Annotated in this window: 16 protein-coding genes; 8 read left to right on the top strand and 8 right to left on the bottom strand. The window is 59.8% G+C overall.

Annotated elements, in window-relative coordinates; genetic code table 11:
* The first annotated feature begins 259 nt into the window (after positions 1-259).
* Both AC2D8U_RS15120 and AC2D8U_RS15115 read left to right on the top strand, forming a co-directional pair.
* Entirely contained in the window at positions 260-3,253 is a 2,994-nt protein-coding gene (locus tag AC2D8U_RS15120; protein ID WP_484619910.1) for a sulfatase-like hydrolase/transferase, read from the top strand.
* A gap of 1,119 nt (positions 3,254-4,372) precedes the next feature.
* Entirely contained in the window at positions 4,373-4,600 is a 228-nt protein-coding gene (locus AC2D8U_RS15115; RefSeq protein ID WP_484619909.1) for a hypothetical protein, read from the top strand.
* Between the two features lie 30 nt (positions 4,601-4,630).
* Here the strand turns inward: AC2D8U_RS15115 and AC2D8U_RS15110 are convergent, their stop codons facing one another.
* Both AC2D8U_RS15110 and AC2D8U_RS15105 read right to left on the bottom strand, forming a co-directional pair.
* Positions 4,631-6,562, bottom strand: a complete 1,932-nt coding sequence (locus AC2D8U_RS15110) for a RecQ family ATP-dependent DNA helicase (protein ID WP_484619908.1) — start codon at positions 6,560-6,562, stop codon at positions 4,631-4,633.
* A gap of 83 nt (positions 6,563-6,645) precedes the next feature.
* Complete coding sequence (locus AC2D8U_RS15105) at positions 6,646-7,008, bottom strand: DoxX family protein (RefSeq protein ID WP_484619907.1); 363 nt, start codon at positions 7,006-7,008, stop codon at positions 6,646-6,648.
* Between the two features lie 69 nt (positions 7,009-7,077).
* On the opposite strand from AC2D8U_RS15105, the gene AC2D8U_RS15100 reads away from it, so the two are divergent.
* The 5 genes from AC2D8U_RS15100 to AC2D8U_RS15080 all read left to right on the top strand — a co-directional run bounded on the left by AC2D8U_RS15100 (position 7,078) and on the right by AC2D8U_RS15080 (position 12,005).
* The gene (locus tag AC2D8U_RS15100) at positions 7,078-8,007 is read left to right on the top strand and encodes a LysR family transcriptional regulator (protein WP_484619906.1); all 930 of its coding nucleotides are present in this window, start codon (positions 7,078-7,080) and stop codon (positions 8,005-8,007) included.
* Positions 8,007-8,150: a hypothetical protein gene (locus AC2D8U_RS15095; RefSeq protein WP_484619905.1), complete on the top strand. Its 144-nt coding sequence runs from the start codon at positions 8,007-8,009 to the stop codon at positions 8,148-8,150. The genes AC2D8U_RS15100 and AC2D8U_RS15095 overlap by 1 nt, the downstream gene beginning before the upstream one ends.
* A gap of 191 nt (positions 8,151-8,341) precedes the next feature.
* Positions 8,342-8,848 (top strand): hypothetical protein, encoded by a 507-nt coding sequence (locus AC2D8U_RS15090; RefSeq protein WP_484619904.1) that lies wholly within the window; start codon positions 8,342-8,344, stop codon positions 8,846-8,848.
* A 295-nt stretch (positions 8,849-9,143) separates the two neighbouring features.
* Positions 9,144-9,635 (top strand): hypothetical protein, encoded by a 492-nt coding sequence (locus AC2D8U_RS15085; RefSeq protein ID WP_484619903.1) that lies wholly within the window; start codon positions 9,144-9,146, stop codon positions 9,633-9,635.
* Between the two features lie 192 nt (positions 9,636-9,827).
* Positions 9,828-12,005 carry a DUF6351 family protein gene (locus AC2D8U_RS15080; protein WP_484619902.1) on the top strand — a complete coding sequence of 726 codons (2,178 nt, stop codon included), beginning with the start codon at positions 9,828-9,830 and terminating at the stop codon, positions 12,003-12,005.
* Between the two features lie 75 nt (positions 12,006-12,080).
* Here the strand turns inward: AC2D8U_RS15080 and aspA are convergent, their stop codons facing one another.
* Positions 12,081-13,541 carry an aspartate ammonia-lyase gene (gene aspA / locus AC2D8U_RS15075; RefSeq protein WP_484619901.1) on the bottom strand — a complete coding sequence of 487 codons (1,461 nt, stop codon included), beginning with the start codon at positions 13,539-13,541 and terminating at the stop codon, positions 12,081-12,083.
* A 182-nt stretch (positions 13,542-13,723) separates the two neighbouring features.
* On the opposite strand from aspA, the gene AC2D8U_RS15070 reads away from it, so the two are divergent.
* The gene (locus tag AC2D8U_RS15070; RefSeq protein ID WP_484619900.1) at positions 13,724-14,521 is read left to right on the top strand and encodes a CLCA_X family protein; all 798 of its coding nucleotides are present in this window, start codon (positions 13,724-13,726) and stop codon (positions 14,519-14,521) included.
* Between the two features lie 132 nt (positions 14,522-14,653).
* Here AC2D8U_RS15070 and panD read toward each other — a convergent pair whose 3' ends face one another.
* The 5 genes from panD to pcnB all read right to left on the bottom strand — a co-directional run bounded on the left by panD (position 14,654) and on the right by pcnB (position 18,721).
* On the bottom strand, positions 14,654-15,034 hold the full coding sequence (gene panD / locus AC2D8U_RS15065) for an aspartate 1-decarboxylase (protein WP_484619899.1): 381 nt from the start codon (positions 15,032-15,034) through the stop codon (positions 14,654-14,656).
* A gap of 77 nt (positions 15,035-15,111) precedes the next feature.
* Complete coding sequence (gene panC, locus AC2D8U_RS15060) at positions 15,112-15,969, bottom strand: pantoate--beta-alanine ligase (protein WP_484619898.1); 858 nt, start codon at positions 15,967-15,969, stop codon at positions 15,112-15,114.
* 10 nt (positions 15,970-15,979) lie between these two features.
* Entirely contained in the window at positions 15,980-16,774 is a 795-nt protein-coding gene (gene panB, locus AC2D8U_RS15055) for a 3-methyl-2-oxobutanoate hydroxymethyltransferase (protein ID WP_484619897.1), read from the bottom strand.
* A 168-nt stretch (positions 16,775-16,942) separates the two neighbouring features.
* Positions 16,943-17,422 (bottom strand): 2-amino-4-hydroxy-6-hydroxymethyldihydropteridine diphosphokinase, encoded by a 480-nt coding sequence (gene folK / locus AC2D8U_RS15050; protein ID WP_484619896.1) that lies wholly within the window; start codon positions 17,420-17,422, stop codon positions 16,943-16,945.
* A 3-nt stretch (positions 17,423-17,425) separates the two neighbouring features.
* Positions 17,426-18,721 carry a polynucleotide adenylyltransferase PcnB gene (gene pcnB / locus AC2D8U_RS15045; protein WP_484620043.1) on the bottom strand — a complete coding sequence of 432 codons (1,296 nt, stop codon included), beginning with the start codon at positions 18,719-18,721 and terminating at the stop codon, positions 17,426-17,428.
* Positions 18,722-18,845: the final 124 nt, after the last annotated feature.

Below are 18,845 nucleotides of genomic sequence, written 5' to 3'. Positions count from 1 at the left end.
AAGTCGACCAGCTGACGACCAGGATGTGATCCATTCCGTGGTTCGAACGCGAATCAAGCCGGTGCCAGATGGTCGGGTCAATACGCATGTGACTGAAAGGTTACATTTCTTTGCGCTTTGTGTTGTATGGCGTTGCTTTCGTTACCGATAGAATGGCAGCGGACTGCTTCAATCTGGCGCAGGGCTGGAAGTGGAATGAGTGGGCTCTGATGGTAGGAGGAATGCAGTAGAGATAGCCTTCAACTGGAGATCTACCCCTATGAGAAAGACCCCGCTGTACCTTGCCATGGTGCTGAGCAGTGCCGCTGCCTTCGCAGCGCCCAGGCCCAATATTATTATCGTCAGTATGGATGACGCCAATCAGGAGCACTTTAGCGCCTTCGGCAACAGCGAAACGTTGCCGAACCCTTTGGCAGAGCGAACGACCCCGACCCTGGATCAACTGGCCCAGGATGGCATGGTTTTCACCAATGCCCACGTGGTGTCGGCCAACTGTGTCCCCTCCCGTAATGCCACCCTCACCGGGGCCTATCCTCACCAAAATGGTGTGGACGGCTTTAAGCAGGTGTACCGCTCCCGAGCCCAAACCCTGGCCGAACTGCTTCGGGATGCAGGCTACCATACCGGGATCCTCGGCAAGGAGGAGCACCAGTCGCCCTATATCCCCTACCCGTTATGGGATGAAATTGGTGAGAAGAACAAGTCGCCTGAGATGGAGCAGGTGTACAGTTGGTCACTGGCGGCCTTCGAGAGTGCCAAGACATTAGAAAAACCGTTTTTCTACGTGCTCAATACCCATGATCCACACCGGGCGTTCTGGGGCCTGAAGGGCGATTTGACCATCAATGAGAGTGCCACGCCCCGCCCCTCCTATGTCTATGAATTGGAGGATGTGAAGATCCCCCCCTCCATGGCGGAGCACCCGGATATCCGGCTGGAGGTGAAACACTATATGGCCAGCCTGCGCCGAGGGGATGACTACATCAACCAGATGCTGACGGCACTGGAGGATGCCGGCGTGGCCGACAATACCCTGGTGGTCTTTTACGCCGACCATGGTTGGGGCTTCCCTTTTGCCAAGGCCAATGTCTACAACGCCGGGACGCTCACCCCGCTCATCGTCCATTGGCCCGGGGTGATTGAGCCGGGCAGCATAAGCGATGGCATGGTGAGCATGCTGGATATCTTCCCTACCGTGTTGGATGCCGCGGGGGTGGAGTATCCCGAGCTGGTGGCGGGCACCTCCATTTTGCCACTGCTCAAGGGCGAGCCGGATCTGGAGGATGATCGGACCCTGGCGTTCAGCGCCTACTACGAAAATTCCGGCTCCCAGCGGCGGCCGATGCGCTCGGTGAAATCTCAGCGCTACAACTACATCTTCAATCCTTGGGCCAATGGCACTCGGGAGATGAGCTCGGCGGCGATGACCAATGCTTCTTTTGCCGCAATGGAGTCGATGGCGCAAACCGATCCGGCGATGCAGGCACGGGTCGATCTGCACCGCTACCGGACCATGGAGGAGCTGTTTGATCTGGAGCAGGACTTTTATGAACTGGACAACCTGATCGCGGATCCGGGTCATCAGGGAGTGCTGTCCGCTCTACGAGCCCAGTTGTTGCAATGGATGGTGGAGACCGATGATCCGGCCTTGGCCGCCATGCTCTACCAGGATAATGAAGCCTTTATGGAATACTGGATTGGGCAGCAGGAATTCGAAGGCAGCAAGATGAAGGACAGTAACCTGGGAGGCCATAGCCTGGGGCGGGGCAACCTGAATCCGGCTTTCTTCCTCACCCGCAACGATTACTACAACCTGTGGCAGGGAGAGGCGCTCGATCTCAGTGAGCGACTGGGGGTGCTGGGTAATGACTACTTTGCCGCAGAGGAGCTGGGCTTGACGGCGAGCCTGGTCCGGGATGTCAGTGGGGGCGTCCTGCAGTTGCAGTCCGATGGCAGCTTTACCTATCGGCCCGATCCGGAGTTTTATGGTATCGACAGCTTTGTCTATGAAGCCAGTACAATCCAGGGCGGCAAGTCGGAACAGGTCGAAGTGTTCCTGACCGTAGTGGGGCCCAGCGAGCGTCAGCAGGTGCTGATGTTCGATCCCTTAGATGGCGAGTCGCTGGCCCAGTGGCAGCTTAATAACGAGAACTGGGTCAAACTGCACAGCGATGGGGCGTTCGCCGGGGATACCGGGGCCATGCTGCAGAAGGGCGGAGAGATGACTCGCGCCTTTCCGCTGCAAGGCGAGCAGGGCATAGAGCTGCAGTTTATGGCGCGCAATGAGATCAAAAATGACGCAGAGTGGGCGCAGCCCGAACTGAATGTCGCCTGGTCGATTAATGGCGTGGATTACGTGCCGCTGAAGACCATTTCGGACACTCGCTGGCAGCGTGTTGCCCTGCCGTTGCCTCCGGAAGCCGAACAGGCAGGCACTGTGTGGCTGCGTTTTAGCACCAATAGTACCCTGTGGAATCAGCGCAGCTATGTGGATGAGTTGGCGTTGGTTGGCAGTGCCTCTTCAATTGCAAACAGCTCGCCGCTGTTTATGACGCCGACGCTGAACAAGTCTGGCGCTGAGGCGGGCCAGCTGTGGACCGATTCGTTGCGATTGGATGCCTACGATCCCGATATGACGGACCGACTGGTCTTTACCAAGCTGGAGGGGCCGGACTGGTTGACACTGCTGCCGGATGGTCGACTGCAAGGCACGCCAAGTCACGGAGGCAGTCATGAATTCCTGGTGCAGGTAACGGATCCCCAGGGGGCCTCCTCGTCTGCGACGCTATTGCTCGCCGTCGACGGCGAGCCCGATATCAAGACGGCTTTCTTTGTGGATGATTTCGAAGGGGAGGCGCTCGTAGGCTGGGTGGCCAATCTGGAAAACTACGCAGATATCCATGGAGCGAGTACATTCACCGGCAACAGTGCACTGCGGATGCGTAAGGAAGCGGTGGTCGAGCAGGTATTTGATCTGACGGGTCGAAGCAATGTGTCCGTTCAATATGCGCGGCGGGTGGACAACAAGTCCACAGAGCCCTTCCCGGGGCTGGCCTTGTCGGTGCACTGGTCTGTCGATGGTGAGCAGTGGGAACTGCTGGAAACCACCGAGGATACCGATTGGCTTCTAAAGCGCTTTGATCTGCCTGCCGCCGCGGATGGGGCTCCGAGCCTGAGGATACGCTTTTCGAAAAATGGGAACCTATGGAATCACAGGGCCTTTGTGGATGACTTCAGTCTGCTTGCACCTTAAATCTTAATCGCTCATCGCGACTGAGAAGGGTCGGTACCGATGCCCCGGTTCAACGGGGCATCGTTAGTCCCTCCTGGTGGCAGACTTGATCCCTTGCCGCTCTCTTCTAGCAGGCCCTGATCGCGCTGGCTGCGTTTGCGGGGATCGATAGGGACGGTCCGGTTTGGACTTTCACTGCCGGTTATCAGGGCGAAAAAACGGATGACCCATTCAATGTTCAGGATATCGCTGCGGACTTCTTATTGCTCGGTGTCGTGCGATGACAGCCCCATCCCTCAGGTAGGGAGAGTGACGAGCACCCTGGTAGCGTATCGCTGATGCCGGCCTGATAAGCCCCAAAGCCTGTCAGAAGAGGCATCAATCGTGGAAAAACAACCATCGCAACTAGCTTGGTGCTGGTCGACCGTACCTCTGTGACCAAGGACGGCTCGCCGTTGTTTATGATGCGACACGGCAGACATTCGGCGTCGAGACGGATGTGAGCCGGATCGGAGGGTTCGATGGACCTTCGTCAAAATCAGTGGACTGGATGGGTTGGTGGGGTTGGTCGATGCCGTTTGCAGGGAACCTCTCCCTGCTCGGAGGAGCCGTTATTCCGGTTTCAGGCCGCGCCCCTCAGGGCGTGAGTTCGGAGGTGATCTTTACTGTCCAGGTGGAGGGCAATGTTTGGCCGCCAGAGGGCGGGATGGATCCGTCGCCGCAAGAGGGAGGCGGTGGTGAGCATGAAGAAGAGCAACAAGCCGGTAAAGAGGCAATACCTTTGGGAACGGATGAAAACACCGAATCTGGAGATCTCTTCGGTAGTGTCTTGGGCTGGCTCGCCCTTGGGGTGATATGGGAACGACGTCGCCATCAAAGAGCCCGCAGGGGACTTTAAGTGTCATGAATTGGTGCTCTGATCCGCGACTTCGGGAAGCTCACTGCACTGGGGTAGGCTTAGGTTCGAGTGGTGCAGTCAGAGATAAGTTGATGTACTTTGCAGTAGTTATATATTCTTTATATTCAGTCACTTGTAGTGAGTCTGCGCCAGATGGCATTCGACCCAACTTCAACGGCGTTTGCCCATATCTGAACAACTTTTGACAGGCTATCCTCTTCGTACATTTAAGGAGGATAACCATGATCTCAATGATATTGGCCTTGGGCCTGATCGAAATGGAACCCGCCGTGGTTCAGTCCATGCTGCATCGATACGATCTGTCTTGCCGTGGCGATGTAAAGGTCGTGCCGAGAAACGTCAGAACGGAAGTTCGGTGTCACGGCGACCGTTATCAGATCTGGCGCGAAGATCGTTACATCAAGGTGGAAAATCAGGATGGACAGATCATCCTGCTCGCCGTGGACTGAAGTCAAAATCGATATACAGGTTCAGCCGTGCTAGGTGAAGGGAGTCACTTGTTTTCTCATGGTGGTGAAGGGGACCCGCTCCAGCACGCCGTAGCCGTCGAGCTGTCGTGCCTTGAGTTTCGTGAGCCAGGGGCTTGGCAGACCGGCGAGGAAACGGGCCGCCAGGGTGGCGCTCAGGGGATGGCCAAGCTCCCGCTGCAGTTTTTCCCGTAATGGCGCCAGCCAGTGTTGCAGCTGCTCGGCCGTAGGCAGGGCTGGCGTATTGGGTTGGGGCAGGACGGCGGCCTGGCCGCGACAGGCGGAGCAGTGGCCGCAGTGCGCGGGTGCATTGGCATCGCCGAAGTAGTGGGCCAGGGCGTGGCTGACACACTGATCGGTTTGCAGTAGTGCCAGCATCTGCTCGATACGGGCGACTTCGCTGTGTTCCTTTTGCTCAAACTGAGCCAGCAGTTGGTCGGTCAGTACGGCCAGGTCCGGCAGAGGCTGGGCGACTTGATACACCTCGGTCATCTGCTTGCTCTGCAGTTCAATCAGTTTCTGATCGGCCAGGTATTCCAGTGCGGTCAGGGCCCGGCTGCGCTCACTGCCGTAAGCCTGATGCAGTGCCTCAAAGTCCGCCTGGTACCAGGTGCGCCCCTTGGGGCTATTGGCCAGCAGGGCATCAACAAAGGCTCGCCGCTCACCCTGGAAGCGACCCAACAGCTCACTGTCACTCACCAGCAGCTTGAACTTGATCTCGGCGAAGTAGCTGTACTGAGGGGCGATCAGCCCGGCCATCTCCAAATACACCAACAGGGTACGCAGGGGCAGAGGACGGATATTGCTGGCGGTGGAGAGGGCGTTGCCCATCAGCTCCCATTGCGGCCCGGCCTGGGCGATCTCACCCAGTACCGTCTCGATCCCACTGCGCTCCGGCGTGTCGCCAAAGACGAAATTCTCCAGCACGCTGCGGTTGGCCTGGTTGGCCATCACCAGGCACTCGCTGCGCTGGCCATCCCGTCCGGCACGGCCGATCTCCTGGGAGTAGTTCTCCACGGATTTCGGCAGATCGTAGTGGATCACCTGGCGGATATCCGCCTTATCCACCCCCATGCCGAAGGCGATGGTGGCGACGATGGTATTGAGCCGTCCGGCCATAAAGCCCTGCTGGATCTGCATCCGGCGTTCATGATCCATGCCTGCGTGATAGGCGCAGGCACTGTGGCCCCCCTGCACCAGGCTATCGGCCACGGTTTCGGCGGTCTGCTGCTGGGTGACGTAGACGATGGTGGGTTGATCGCGGCGGCTGTCCAGGTATTCGGCCAGGCGGCCCAAACGCTGGTGGGGGGCGACGGCTTCGACGCTCAGATCCAGGTTGGGCCGGTAGAAGCCTGTGGTGGTGATATTGGGCTCCGGGATCTGGAATTTGGCGGCCATATCGCTGATCACCTGGGGCGTAGCCGTGGCGGTGAGCAGCAACACCTGGGGAATGCGAAACTGATGGCAGTAGGCGGGCAGCTTGAGGTAATCGGGGCGGAAGTTGTGGCCCCACTCTGAGATACAGTGGGCCTCATCCACCACCAGCAGGGAGAGCGGCACCTGTGCCAGGAAGCGGCGGAAGCGTTCGTTCTTGAGGCGCTCGACGGAGATCATCAGCACCTTGATCTGACCGTCACGCACCTGACGCATCACCGCCTGGGCTTCGTCATAGGTCTGGGTCGAGTCGATGGTGGCGGCAGGGATCCCTTTGTCCTTGAGGAACGCCAGTTGATCCTGCATCAACGCCAGCAGCGGCGAGATCACCAGAGTCAGGTTGGGCAGTGCCAGCGCCGGGAGCTGATAACACAAGGACTTGCCTGAGCCGGTGGGGAAGATCGCCGCGGCGCTTTGGCCCGCCAGCAGGGTGTGGATCACCGCTTCCTGGCCAGGACGAAATTCAGAAAATCCAAAGTGTTGTTGTAGCAGGGCGTGGGCTTGAGTCATGGGAGCCAGAGTCTGGGAAGGGGATGGAAGGAGTCTGAAGCAGAGCGCCCCACCCTGTCAAAGTGGGGCGTGTGAAAAGGGGGTTAGTGTGGCAGCAGGGTCAGAAGGGGCTCGATCTCGCGCAGCGCCAGGTAGCCGCTGAGCAGGCCGGTGATCATGGCGGGGATCCCATCTTTCCAGGTGTCGAACCTTAGGTGACAGAGCAGGGCGCCTGCCGAAACCCCCATCAGCAGCAGGGCGCCCAGTGGCACTGCGACACTGTGCTGAAACCAGAGGGCCGTGGCCCCAAGGAGCTCCGTCGCCCCCACCAGGGCCATGATGGTGCGGTTGAGGCCATACAGATGGAAGAATTCCAGCTGTTTGGTAAAGATGGCTTTTTGCCAGCCCAGCAGCTTGATGGAGCCGGCAAACAGGAAAAAGGCCGACAGCAGGAGAGTCAGAAACATAATAGATACCTCAATGAACTGGTTCTTAGCCTAGCCCTAGGTCATTATGATTAAAAATGATGACTCTTCATGGTTGGTATGAGTGATATCGATAACTTGATGGGGCTGGATCTTAACCTGCTCAAGTCACTGAATGCGTTGCTGGAGGAGGAGCATGTCGGGCGTGCGGCGGTGCGCATGCACGTGAGCCAGTCGGCGATGAGCCACACCTTGGCCCGCCTCCGGCAGAGCTTTGATGATCCCCTGTTTGTTCGCACTGGCCGGGGGCTGAGCCCGACCCCGAAGGCACAGGCGCTGAAGCAGCCCCTGTGCCAGGCGTTGGCACAACTGAGCGCGTTGCTTAAGCCCACGATCTTTGCACCGCAGCAGTGGCAAGGCCAGCTGCGTATCCATAGCCATGACTTCCTGGTGGCCGGGCCGTTGGGCAAGGCGCTGGTGCTTCTGCAGCAGGTGTCGCCACAGATGAGGCTAAAGGTCGGAACCCTGAGCTCGGAAAGCTACCAAATGCTGGACCGCGGAGAGTTGGACCTGATTGTGGCCGCAGGCCATCGGGCGCCCGGGCGTTTGTATGCGCAGCAGTGGGGAGAGGAGTGCTTGTGCTGCCTGATGGACTCTACCCATCCGGCCCTCCATGAGTGGCAGGAGGAGGCCCTGTTCCGCTATCCCCAGATCCGCTTAGGCCTAGTGGGCGAGGCGTTGGATCCGATCGCGCTTCGGGCAGTGCAGTCGGGTCGGTCAGCCCCGGTGATCCAGACCGAGGTGGGCAGTCTGGCCATGCTCCCGGCGCTGATCAAGGGCAGCCCATTGATTGGCCTGGTGCCCCTGTCGTTGGCCCAGCAGGCACAGCATCAGTATGGCCTCACCCATCGTGCCTGTCCCTTTCCCGTGGCGGATTTGCCTTTGATGGGGTTATGGCATGAGAGGCTGCATGCCGATCCCGCTCAGCGTTGGGTTCGGGCGCAACTGGCGCGGGCCTGGGACGAGCCTGACGTCCCTTGATGGCCCAGGCGAAGAGGGTTGCCCTTGAGCGCTGCTGGAACTGGATGGCGGAGTTGATCGATATAGATCAGCCCGATCTCTACTATTTTGATTGGGGCGAATGCCAGGAGCGGACGCCATGGAGCGGCACCGCAGCAATCTGATTGCCTCAAGGCGGAGCATGGTGAAGGGAGGCGGCGTTTATAGGACAGTGCAGAAGGATGGGGTAATACCAGCCTCTGTGCCAACAAGATTGAACTAGGCTTTGGGGGGCGGGCCCAGTGCCAGCTGGGTTCCGGATGTGAAGAGCCTGCTTCGCAATGCAGGGATCGCTCGTACAAGGAAGGAAATCATAATGGTTGCATTGACCACAGCTGCCGTGGCGGCTGTCTCCGTGGTGGAGACACTAAACGAACTAAACCAGTTGATTAATAGCCAAGACCCTCTGCTGGTCCGCTTCAATAATCTGACGAAGGAGATTGGCGTCAAATTTGGCGCCGTGACGGTTAGGAACAATATCGAGCCGCACGCAATGCCGGCTCCATGGATCGCACCCGGAGCCTCCAGTGATGGTCACTTTGGTGCCAGCAGTTGGACCGATGCCACACTGCGCCTGGAGTACTGGTTTGATCATCAGGGAAAGGGCTACAACCTGTTCCTCCATTATAATTGGGTCAGTAAAAACGTTGCCAACTACACCTTGCGTTTAGAGGGTAATGAGGGATCAGGGGCGCCTATGGAGTTGGTTAGTATGATAGAAGGTAACGCCTTTCGGACAGCAACCCTGATTGGCCATGGCTTCGACATCCACATCCATGCCAGCGGTAAAGTCATTGAGATGACGATGATAGAGACGACTTAAACCCCTTCAGCCAGGATCACGGTTCAGTGATCAGGACGATTGCCCCTGCCATCCATCTTGGGCCGCTCCTAAATAGCCAGGCCCCGTCATACGGCGGGGCCTGGCTATTTATCGAAAGGAAGCTTTTTGCCTGACACGAGTTCTGAGAGAAGCCCGTTCGTGTATTTGTCGTAGCAGCCGGGCCCCGTCTCGCACCAAAGTGCCATCTACTTGTTTTTGAATGCCTAGTGTTACTGACCTTGGCGCTGAGAAGCCAGCCCAAGACCATCAGTCACTGGAGAACAAGGAGCGTACTATGGGGGTCTATCAACTCAACCTGCTTCCCTCGGCCGAGCCTGGCGGGGAGGAGATCTTTCAATGGAAGCCAGGGGCGATGCCGCCCTCGGATGGGCTGCAGCCGGGGGATGTTCTGATCGTCAATGCGGAGTTTGGAAACTATTCCGGGGTGTCCGTAAATAAATATGCTCCCCTGTCGGTGGGGATCTGTGCGCCGGGGCAGCAGGGGTCGATGAAGCAACGCCTGGATGCCCCGACGACGGACAGTGTGGGTCGCCTGATCAACATCACTCCGGCTCCGGCGGCGGGGCCCAACGACTACTTCAGTCAGGCCCAGCAGTTTTCGACACAGCTGGATCGGGCAGGGCAGGTGGCGGCAAAGACCCAGCGGGTATCCATGGTGTATGCACCGGGGGACAATGTGGCGGATCAGCCGTTTGAGCTGGTGGCAGACTACGGCGATCCCCATTGTGGACAGGTACGGATCAAGGTGCGGGCAAAGGCAAAATAGCACCGCTTGTGGTCATCGGCCGGTAGATCCTGCGCCCGTCAGGTCCTACCGGCCTTATTGTTATCTTGAGGGTTAGCGTCATTCTTTGGCTTCCATCGGAAGCGTACCTCCTCACCTGTGTCTCCCTCTTGCCATGGGGAGAGCGTTAGTCGCCGAAAGCGGATCTATACTGTCGGCTCGGAGGTCGAGATCATGTGGCCAACTCTCAAGCGTGTTGTTCTGGTGATCCTGGTTGCCCTGTGTGCGTTATGGGGCTGGGGTAAGTACCAGTTTTACAGCCATCCCTATCGTAAGCACCAGGTGGTGGAACTGCCTGAGTCCGTTAGCAAAGCAAGCATTCTGGCCATGGAGCGGCATATCGCCCTGAGTCCAAGGCCGGACGATCCCTACGACTACCCTATCCCCCTCGGTGAGGTGGGTCCTGTGACCCCCCTCTATGCCGGTAACCCCCAGTACCCCTTCTTCTGTATGACCTTGTTTTCCGGCCTGGGCCAGCCCCTGGTGGACAACCTGCAGGGAGAAGGGGTGGCCGTATACCAAGAGCAGGACGGGGAGGTGGGGGATACGGTGATCGGCTACTCCAAGGACTGCCTGTTACCAACCCGATTGCATTACTACTACGCCGATGAAGCCGGCGTCATCCAGCCCCTGCCCAAAGGCGCCTTGCCGAAGGGGCTCGCCTGGCTGGAGCTCAATGGCAACAAGATCCCCGAGATCTACCGGGTAGAGAGTGGCACCATCAATCGATACCCCTATTACATCGTGATGTTAGCCACCCCTGAGCTTGAGCGTGAACAGGCCCCATACTGGGATCGACGTCTGATCTACCAGTTCCACGGTGGCAGTGGTATCGGCTTTCGTCAGGGCAGGTTGAAGGCAACCAAGGTGATCGCGAAACGTCGCGACCAGTTGATCCAGGGGGCGGCAGTGATCACCTCCACGGGCAATAAAACCTCTTACACCTACAACATGGTGCTGGCGGAGGATACGGCCAGGCGGGTCAAGCAGCAATTTGTCAGCCTCTATGGTGCACCACGCTTTACCATAGGGATCGGCGGTTCTGGTGGGGGGCTGGCCCAATACCTGCTGATGCAGAACGGAGCTGAGGTGATCGACGGGGCCCTGGCCCTCTATGCTTACCCGGACATGCTGAGCCAGACCCTGTATGGCCTGGATTGTGATCTGCTCAATACCTATTACGCGTTCCGGGCTCGGGATCCCGAACGCTGGCAGGACTTTGAGCGACGCAGTGAACTCGAGGGGCTCAATGCGATGGCGGGCTTTGCTCAACGCGCCCCCTTCCTTGAGCCGCTCAACCAGTTGCTGCGGGGGCGCTGGCCCAGTTGGCCGACGGGGTCCAGCGAATGCATCAATGGCTGGTTCGGGCTCTCCGCCCTGATCCACAACCCGCATCAGGGTTACTTGCGTCCCATGTTTTCCGAGGCGGTGCAACAGCAGACTCACTGGAGTTACTGGGAAGATCTGCATCAGGTGCTGGGACGAACCGAGGAGGGCTTTGCCCGTTCGACCTGGGATAATGTCGGGGTTCAGTATGGGCTGGTCGCCTTGCGTCGGGGGGAGTTGACGATCCCCGAATTTCTTCACCTGAACCGTCGCATCGGTGGTTGGGTGGCAGCGCCCCAGATGGCCCCGGAGTCGATCTGGGCCCCCCTGGGCAAGATCCTGCCCCTATGGCTGACCCTATGGGGACACCATAATGTCAGTGATGGCCCCCTGGCCCCCAGGACGCAGGGGGATGAGATCGCCATGGAGCGGGCCTACCGCACTGGCCAGATCTTTCTTGGACGCAACCCCTTACCTGTGATCGACTTGCGCCACTACCTGGAAGATAAGCTGGATATGCACCACCTGTCCGCCTCCTTCGAGGCGCGCTCACGGATCGATGAGTGGCATGGCCACCATGATAACCAGCTGATCTGGGTCTCCGACTATGACTATACGCCGCTGGAGGAAGCCTTCCTGGCGATGGAGCAGTGGCTCGACGCCAGGCAATTGGGGCAAGCCAGGCCGGATCATCTGGATGATCGCTGTTTTGGTAAAACGGGGCAGATCATCGCTCAGGGCGAAGGGGTATGGGACGGTGCCTGGAATGGGCGGCCTGAGGGGGAGTGTGCCAGGGTGTTCCCCAGCTATACCAACTCGCGGATCCAGTCCGGCGGCCCCTGGGCTGGTGCCATCTTCCGCTGCCAGCGGATCCCGGTCGCCCGGGCAGTTGCCTCCGGCGTTTATGGTGAGCTGGATATGCACCCCTGGTTGGCGGAGCTGGAGCGTATCTTTCCCGACGGGGTCTGTGATTACGCGGCCGGGGATCAGGCCCGGCCCGGGGATCTGGCGCCGGGGGCGTTTTAGCCAAGTGGCATGAGTAAAAAGGCCCAACCGCTAAGTCGGTTGGGCCTTTTTATTCCTGTGCGAGTGGCGGGGCAGTTAGCCGTAGCGCTTACCTGCGTAGGCCGGAGCGATCAGGTTTTGCACCGAGAAGATCTCATCGAGCTGGGCTTCGGTCAGCAGGCCGCGCTCCAGCACCACCTCCCTGACATTGCGGCCGGTCTCGGCGCAGATCTTGCCGACGATGTCGCCTTCGTGGTGGCCGATGATGGGGTTGAGATAGGTGATGATCCCGATGGAGCTGAAGACATGTTCGCGGCAGCGTTCGGCATTGGCGGTAATGCCATCGACACACTTGCTGCGCAGCGAGGCGCTGGCGCTGCGCATCAGCTTGATCGACTCAAACAGGGCCTGGCCGATCACCGGCTCCATGACGTTGAGCTGCAGCTGGCCCGCTTCGGCGGCCATGGTCACCGTCATGTCGTTGCCGATCACCTTGAAGCACACCTGGTTGACCACTTCCGGGATCACTGGATTGACCTTGGCGGGCATGATGGAGGAGCCGGCCTGGCGCTCGGGCAGGTTGATCTCCTTGAGGCCGGTGCGGGGGCCGGAGGAGAGCAGACGCAGATCGTTACAGATCTTGGACAGCTTCACCGCGGTGCGTTTGAGCGCCGCCTGCAGCATCACAAAGGCACCACAGTCGGAGGTCGCCTCGATCATGTTATGCGCCTTGATCAGCGGGCGGCCGGTGATCCGGGCCAGATGGCTGATGGCCAGCTCGCTGTAGCCTGCCGGGGTGTTGAGCCCGGTGCCGATGGCGGTGGCGCCCAGGTTGACCTCGTTGAGCAGGGCGGCGGTGTGCTTGAGGTTTTTCACCTCTTCGCGCATCAGTTCACCGAAGGCGGTGAACTCCTGCCCCAGGGTCATGGGGACGGCATCCTGCAGCTGGGTACGGCCCATCTTCAGGACATCGGAGAACTCGCCCCCTTTGGCCATAAAGGAGTGCTGCAACAGCTCAAATTCGGCCACCAGGGTGTCGATCCCCTCCAGCAGGGCGATGCGAAAGCCGGTGGGGTAGGCGCAGTTGGTCGACTGGCTGTGGTTGACGTGATCATTGGGGTTGATGTGCTGATATTCGCCTTTGGCATGGCCCATCAGCTCCAGTGCCAGGTTGGCCACCACTTCGTTGGTGTTCATGTTGACCGAGGTGCCTGCCCCGCCCTGGAACAGATCCGTCGGGAACTGATCCATACAGACTCCCTTATCGAGGATCTTATCGCAGGCGGCGATGATATGGTTGGCGACCTCGGTGGGGATCGCCAGCAGGTCCCGATTGGCCATGGCGGCGGCCTTTTTCACCTGGACCATACCCCGAATAAATTCCGGCACATCGTTGATGCTGCTGCCGGAGATCTGAAAGTTGTCCATCGCCCGCAGGGTGTGGATCCCGTAATATTGGTCGTTACAGACCTCTCGACTGCCCAGCAGATCATGTTCGATGCGGTAGCTTGGGGTGGGGGCGGTGATCTCGGGGGACAGTTCAACAAGGTCTTGCATGCAGGGATCTCATGGTGGTGACGGTGCCGTCGTAGCGCCGTCGGGCGGAGGAATTTTGTGAGGATTATAGAGAGGGGACCGTACGTCTCAGCGATCGGGATCACAAACTTGTTGTGCAAGGGGTGGGAGAGTTCCAGGATCAATCACTTGCAAAGCCATATCTGGCAGAGGATGATCCGGCCATGACTGCTGACCGCCCCCTACTGCATAAAGCCTTCTATCGTCGTGGACCGGATTACCGCCATGGCGATGACGTGACCTTCCGTGATATCAAGACACAGTTTGGTTTCGGCGGGATCACCATAGGTGCCTGGGTGACCCGGGATGAAAAGCAGATCGCCGCCAACCGGTTGTTTGATGCCCTGGCCGATCTGGCCTTTCTGCTCAATCTCTCTCCTCAGGTACTGGGTTTACGCGGGAAGCTGGATCTGGCGTTTGGCACGGGGGGACAGAAGGGGGTTCAGGCCCACTATGCACCCGGCTCTCGAACCTTGGCGCTGGCCAAGAATGCCGGGGTGGGCGCTCTGGCTCACGAGTGGTGGCACGCCTTCGATCACCATATCGCTCCCCATCTGTACCCCGCCGAGGCTACTGATCGCGGGTTGATGGCCATGGCCAGCAGCCAGTTCCTCGACGGTCGTCGGGCCATCGCCCATCCCCTCAACCGTCGACTCGAGGCTTTGATGGCCACCGTGATGCTCAGCGAGGATGGCCAGGATCGACACGATTTCGTGTGTCGCAGTGTCGCCTTGGATAGGCGCCTGGGGCGACGCTACTACAGCCTGCCCACCGAGATGATGGCTCGGGCGTTCGAGGCGGTGATCCAGGCCGATCCCCGGATCAAAAACCACTACCTGGTCAGTGGCACTCAACAAAGCGAGGCCGCCAAGGCCGGAGCGTTTCCGGAGACAGAGCATAGGGAGCGGATCCGTCTCGCCTTGCTGGCCTATTTTGAACCCCTGGGCAGGGCCGTGGGTTAAGGGCCTGGCGGCTCGGTCGGGTCGGAAGATAAATCCGGTCGCGGGGGCGAGATCAGCAAGCCGGAGCGAGGGCTCCGGCTTGGTATTCAGGCAACAGGCTTGCTGCTTGAAGCCTGTGGGTTTGTCGTCCCGTTATGCCGCCTGGGTGGGGATCTCGCCCCCGATCCCTTTCATGTTGTTTTGCGCATCCAGATACACCAGGTCGGGTTTATGCTGGCGGGCTGCCTCATCGGACAGGCCAACATAGGCACAGATGATCACCCGGTCGCCAGGGCTGGCCTTGTGGGCCGCCGCGCCGTTGACCGAGATGATCTTGGAGCCACGCTCACCTGAGATGGCGTAGGTGCTGAAGCGCTCGCCATTATCGATGTTGTAGATCTCAATCTGTTCGTACGGCAGGATCCCCGCTGCGTCCAGCAGATCCTGATCGATGGCACAGGAACCTTCGTATTCCAGCTCGGCGTGGGTGACCCGCGCCTGGTGTAATTTGCCTTTCAGCAGTGTGCGTTGCATTCCTAACTCCCGTAGATCGGCATCCGCCCACCAGGGAACGGATGTTAACAAGTTGTTTTGCGCGGTAGGGTACCAAATTAACGAGTAAGATCCACCGTCCGGTTGTCGATCAGGCGTGCTCGGCCCAGTTGAGCGGCCGCCAGGATCACCAGTTTCTGGTCGTCGGCCTGGGCAGGCTTCAGGGTGTCGGCATGGCAGATCCGGATAAAATCCGGTTCCAGGCCCGACTCCTGTAGCTGTGCTGCTGCCGCCTGTTCCAGCTTGGCGGACGAGCCGGCGCCTTCGGCCTGCAGCCGCTCGGCCAGCCACTCCAGGGTGCGCTTCAGGGCGGGTGCCCGGGTGCGCTGCTCCTGGGTGAGGTAGCCGTTGCGCGAACTCATGGCCAGGCCGTCGGCTTCTCGAACGGTCGGAACGCCGATCACCTCCACGGGCATATTCAGATCCCGCACCATGGCTCGGATCACCGCCAGTTGCTGATAATCCTTTTCACCAAAGCAGGCCAGATCCGGTTGCACCAGGTTGAACAGCTTGCAGACCACGGTCGCCACCCCGCGGAAGTGACCCGGGCGGCTGGCACCACAATGGATATTGGAGATCTCGGGAACCTCCACGAAGGTTTGTGCCGACAGGCCGCCGGGATAGAGCAACTGGGCCTGCGGGGTAAACAGCAGATCACAGCCCGCTTCGGCCAGGCGGGTGCTATCGGCTTCCAGGGTACGGGGATAGGCATCCAGATCTTCCCCCTCCCCAAACTGCATGGGGTTTACGAAGATACTGCTCACCACCTTATCGGCGCGCTGACGGGCCTGTTTGACCAGCTCAATATGGCCAGGGTGCAGATTACCCATGGTGGGGACAAAGCCCACGGTCAGGCCATCACGGCGCCATTGGCGGATCATCTGGCTCAGGCAGGTTGGGTCGGTAAAGGTTTGCATCGCGCCTCCTTTAGCTAAAGCTGTGCTCGGGCCCGGGGAAGCGGCCATGTTCCACCTCTTCGACGTAGGCGGCGACGGCGGCACGGATGTTGCCCGTGGCTTCCAGGTAGTTTTTGGAGAACTTGGGGATGTAGCCCGAGCTGATCCCCAGCAGGTCGTGCATCACCAGGATCTGACCGTCGGTGTGGGGGCCGGCACCAATGCCGATCACCGGGATGGTCAGGGCATCGGTGATCCGCCGGGCCAGTTCGGTGGGAACGCATTCCAATACGAGCAAGGCCGCACCGGCCTCCTGCAGGCGCAGGGCCTGGTCATAAATGGCCTGGGCCGCCTCGGCGTTGCGCCCCTGGACCTTGAAGCCGCCAAAGACATGAACCGATTGGGGGGTCAGCCCCAGGTGGGCACAGACAGGCACGCTGCGCTGAGTCAGGCCCTTGACCGTTTCCAGCAGCCAGTCGCCGCCCTCCAGCTTGACCATCTTGGCGCCGGCGCGCATCAACTGGCTGGCACTGTCATAGGCCTGCTCAGGCGTGGCGTAGCTCATGAATGGCATGTCGGCAATGACGAGGGCATTGGGGGCGCCGCGGGCGACGCAGCGGGTGTGGTAGGCGATATCGTCGACCGTGACCTTGAGGGTGTCGTCATGGCCCTGCAGCACCATGCCCAAGCTGTCACCGATCAGCAGGACTGGCACGCCCTGCTCTTCAAAGGCGGCGGCAAAGCTGGTGTCATAGGCGGTGAGGGAGGCAAATTTGCGACCTTCCTGTTTAAAGCGGATCAGTGTGGATGTAGTAATGCTTTCCATACAAAACGGGCCTCCGATTCAGGAAGCCCGTTATATGACAAAGTACCGACCGATTTCAATGTCCAAATGGAGGGGGAGCGTTTTTAGCTCGCCTCTCTGTTGGAGCGACCAGGCCCACTGGCCAGTGATATTGAGATAGAAGCCGCTCGCACAGGGAGGGATCGCGACTCAGCTCAGCCGATAGAGTGGCTGAGGGGGACACTGGGCCACCAGGGTCGCCAGGTGTCGACCGTCGGGAAGCACCAGTTGAGGGGCCAGCTCGAACATGGGCAGCAGGACGAAAGCACGCTCGGCCATACCGTAGTGGGGCACGGTCAGGCGTTCGCTCTCGAGCACTTGCTCACCGTACAGCAGCAGATCCAGGTCCAGGGTGCGTGCGCCCCAGCGCTCATGACGTTCCCGGCCCAGGGCGAACTCGATGGTTTGCAGGGCATCGAGCAGGCCAGTTGGCGTCAGCTCCGTATCGATGATGGCCACCGCGTTGGTGTAGTCCGGCTGTTCCATGCCCGCCATGGGAGGGCTGGTATAGAGGCCGGAGCGGTCAATCAGCTCCGTCTCAGGCAGTTCTCGCAGGGCGGCCAGGGCCCGGGCCAGGGTGGCCGGGCCGTTGCCCAGATTACTGCCCAGGCCGATAAAGCAGCGGTTCATCGCTTACTCGCCCTGGCCGCTACGTGGGCCGGAAGGCTTGCGGCGGCGGGGGCGACGGCGACGACGGTTGCCGTCACTGCCCAGGGCACGCACCATTTGGCGTTTGGCCTGCTCGTCACACTCCTGGAAGCGGGTCCACCAGCGGGCCAGCTCCAGCAGTTCGTCGTCCTGCTCCGCTTCGGCACGCAGCAGAAGGAAGTCATAGGCCGCGCGGAAGCGTGGGTGCTCCATCAGGCGGAATGCTCGAGCACCGCTGCGCTTGTCCAGACGGCCTTGTAGCTGCCAGATCTCCTGAGCCGGCGTTGTAAAGCGGCGTGGCAGAGAGACGGTTTTGCACTGCTTGCCAATGGCTTCGCCACAGGCTGCGGTGAGGGCATCGAACGGGGCAACGCCGCGCTGGCGCTTGGCCTCGGCCATCTCTTCGACCACGTACCACAGCAGGGCGGCGTAGAGAAAGGCCGGGGTGACCGGCTTGTCGGCATTGACTCGATCGTCAGTGCTTTGCAGCATCGCTTCGATCAGGCGCTCCATCTTGCCGCCGGGATCCTTGGCCAGCAGTTTCTCCTGCAGCGGGAACATGGGTTCCCACAGGCCAAACTCGCGCAGCATGCGGAAGTTGGCTTGTCCTTTACCGGACATCAGCAGTTTGAGGGTTTCCTCAAACAGGCGTGCCGGTGGGATGGTGCCCAGCAGATCGGCCATTTTCGGGATCGGCTTGGCCGCACTCTTATCCAGGGTGAAATCCAGCTTGGTGGCGAAGCGGATGGCACGGATCATCCGTACCGGATCTTCCCGATAGCGAGTGGCCGGATCTCCGATCAGGCGCAGTCGGCGGGCCTTGAGATCTTCCATGCCACCGAAGTAGTCACGGACGCTGAAATCGGCAATGTCGTAGTAGAGACCGTTGACGGTGAAGTCTCGGCGTTCGGCATCTTCATCGATGGAGCCGTAGACGTTATCGCGCAGCAGGCGACCGCTGTTGTCCTGCTTGCTGTGCTGGCCGGTTTCCTGGTGGTGACCCCGCAGAGTCGCGACCTCGATGATATCCCGGCCAAACAGAATATGGGCCAGGCGGAATCGGCGGCCGACCAGGCGCGAGTTGCGGAACAGCTTGCGCACCTGCTCTGGGGTGGCACTGGTGGCGATATCGAAGTCTTTGGGTTGGTGGCGCAGCAAGAGATCGCGTACCCCGCCGCCCACCAGGTAGGCTTCAAAACCTGCTTTATGCAGGCGATAGAGGACTTTCAGCGCATTTTCGCTGATGTCGTCGCGGCTGATCCCGTGTTTTTTGCGGGGGATCACGGCTAATTGGGCTTCGTTGGCCGCCGTTGTATCGTTACCGATAAGGCGTTTAGCCAGTTTTGTCAGGCGCTTAAGAATGGGACACCTCGTCAGTTTCTGCCTGGTTCTGAACGCGCAGGGT

This window comes from Ferrimonas sp. YIN67 (assembly GCF_057219095.1).
The sequence above is the reverse complement of the archived record's forward strand: the minus strand, read 5'-3'. Positions and strand labels throughout refer to the sequence as shown.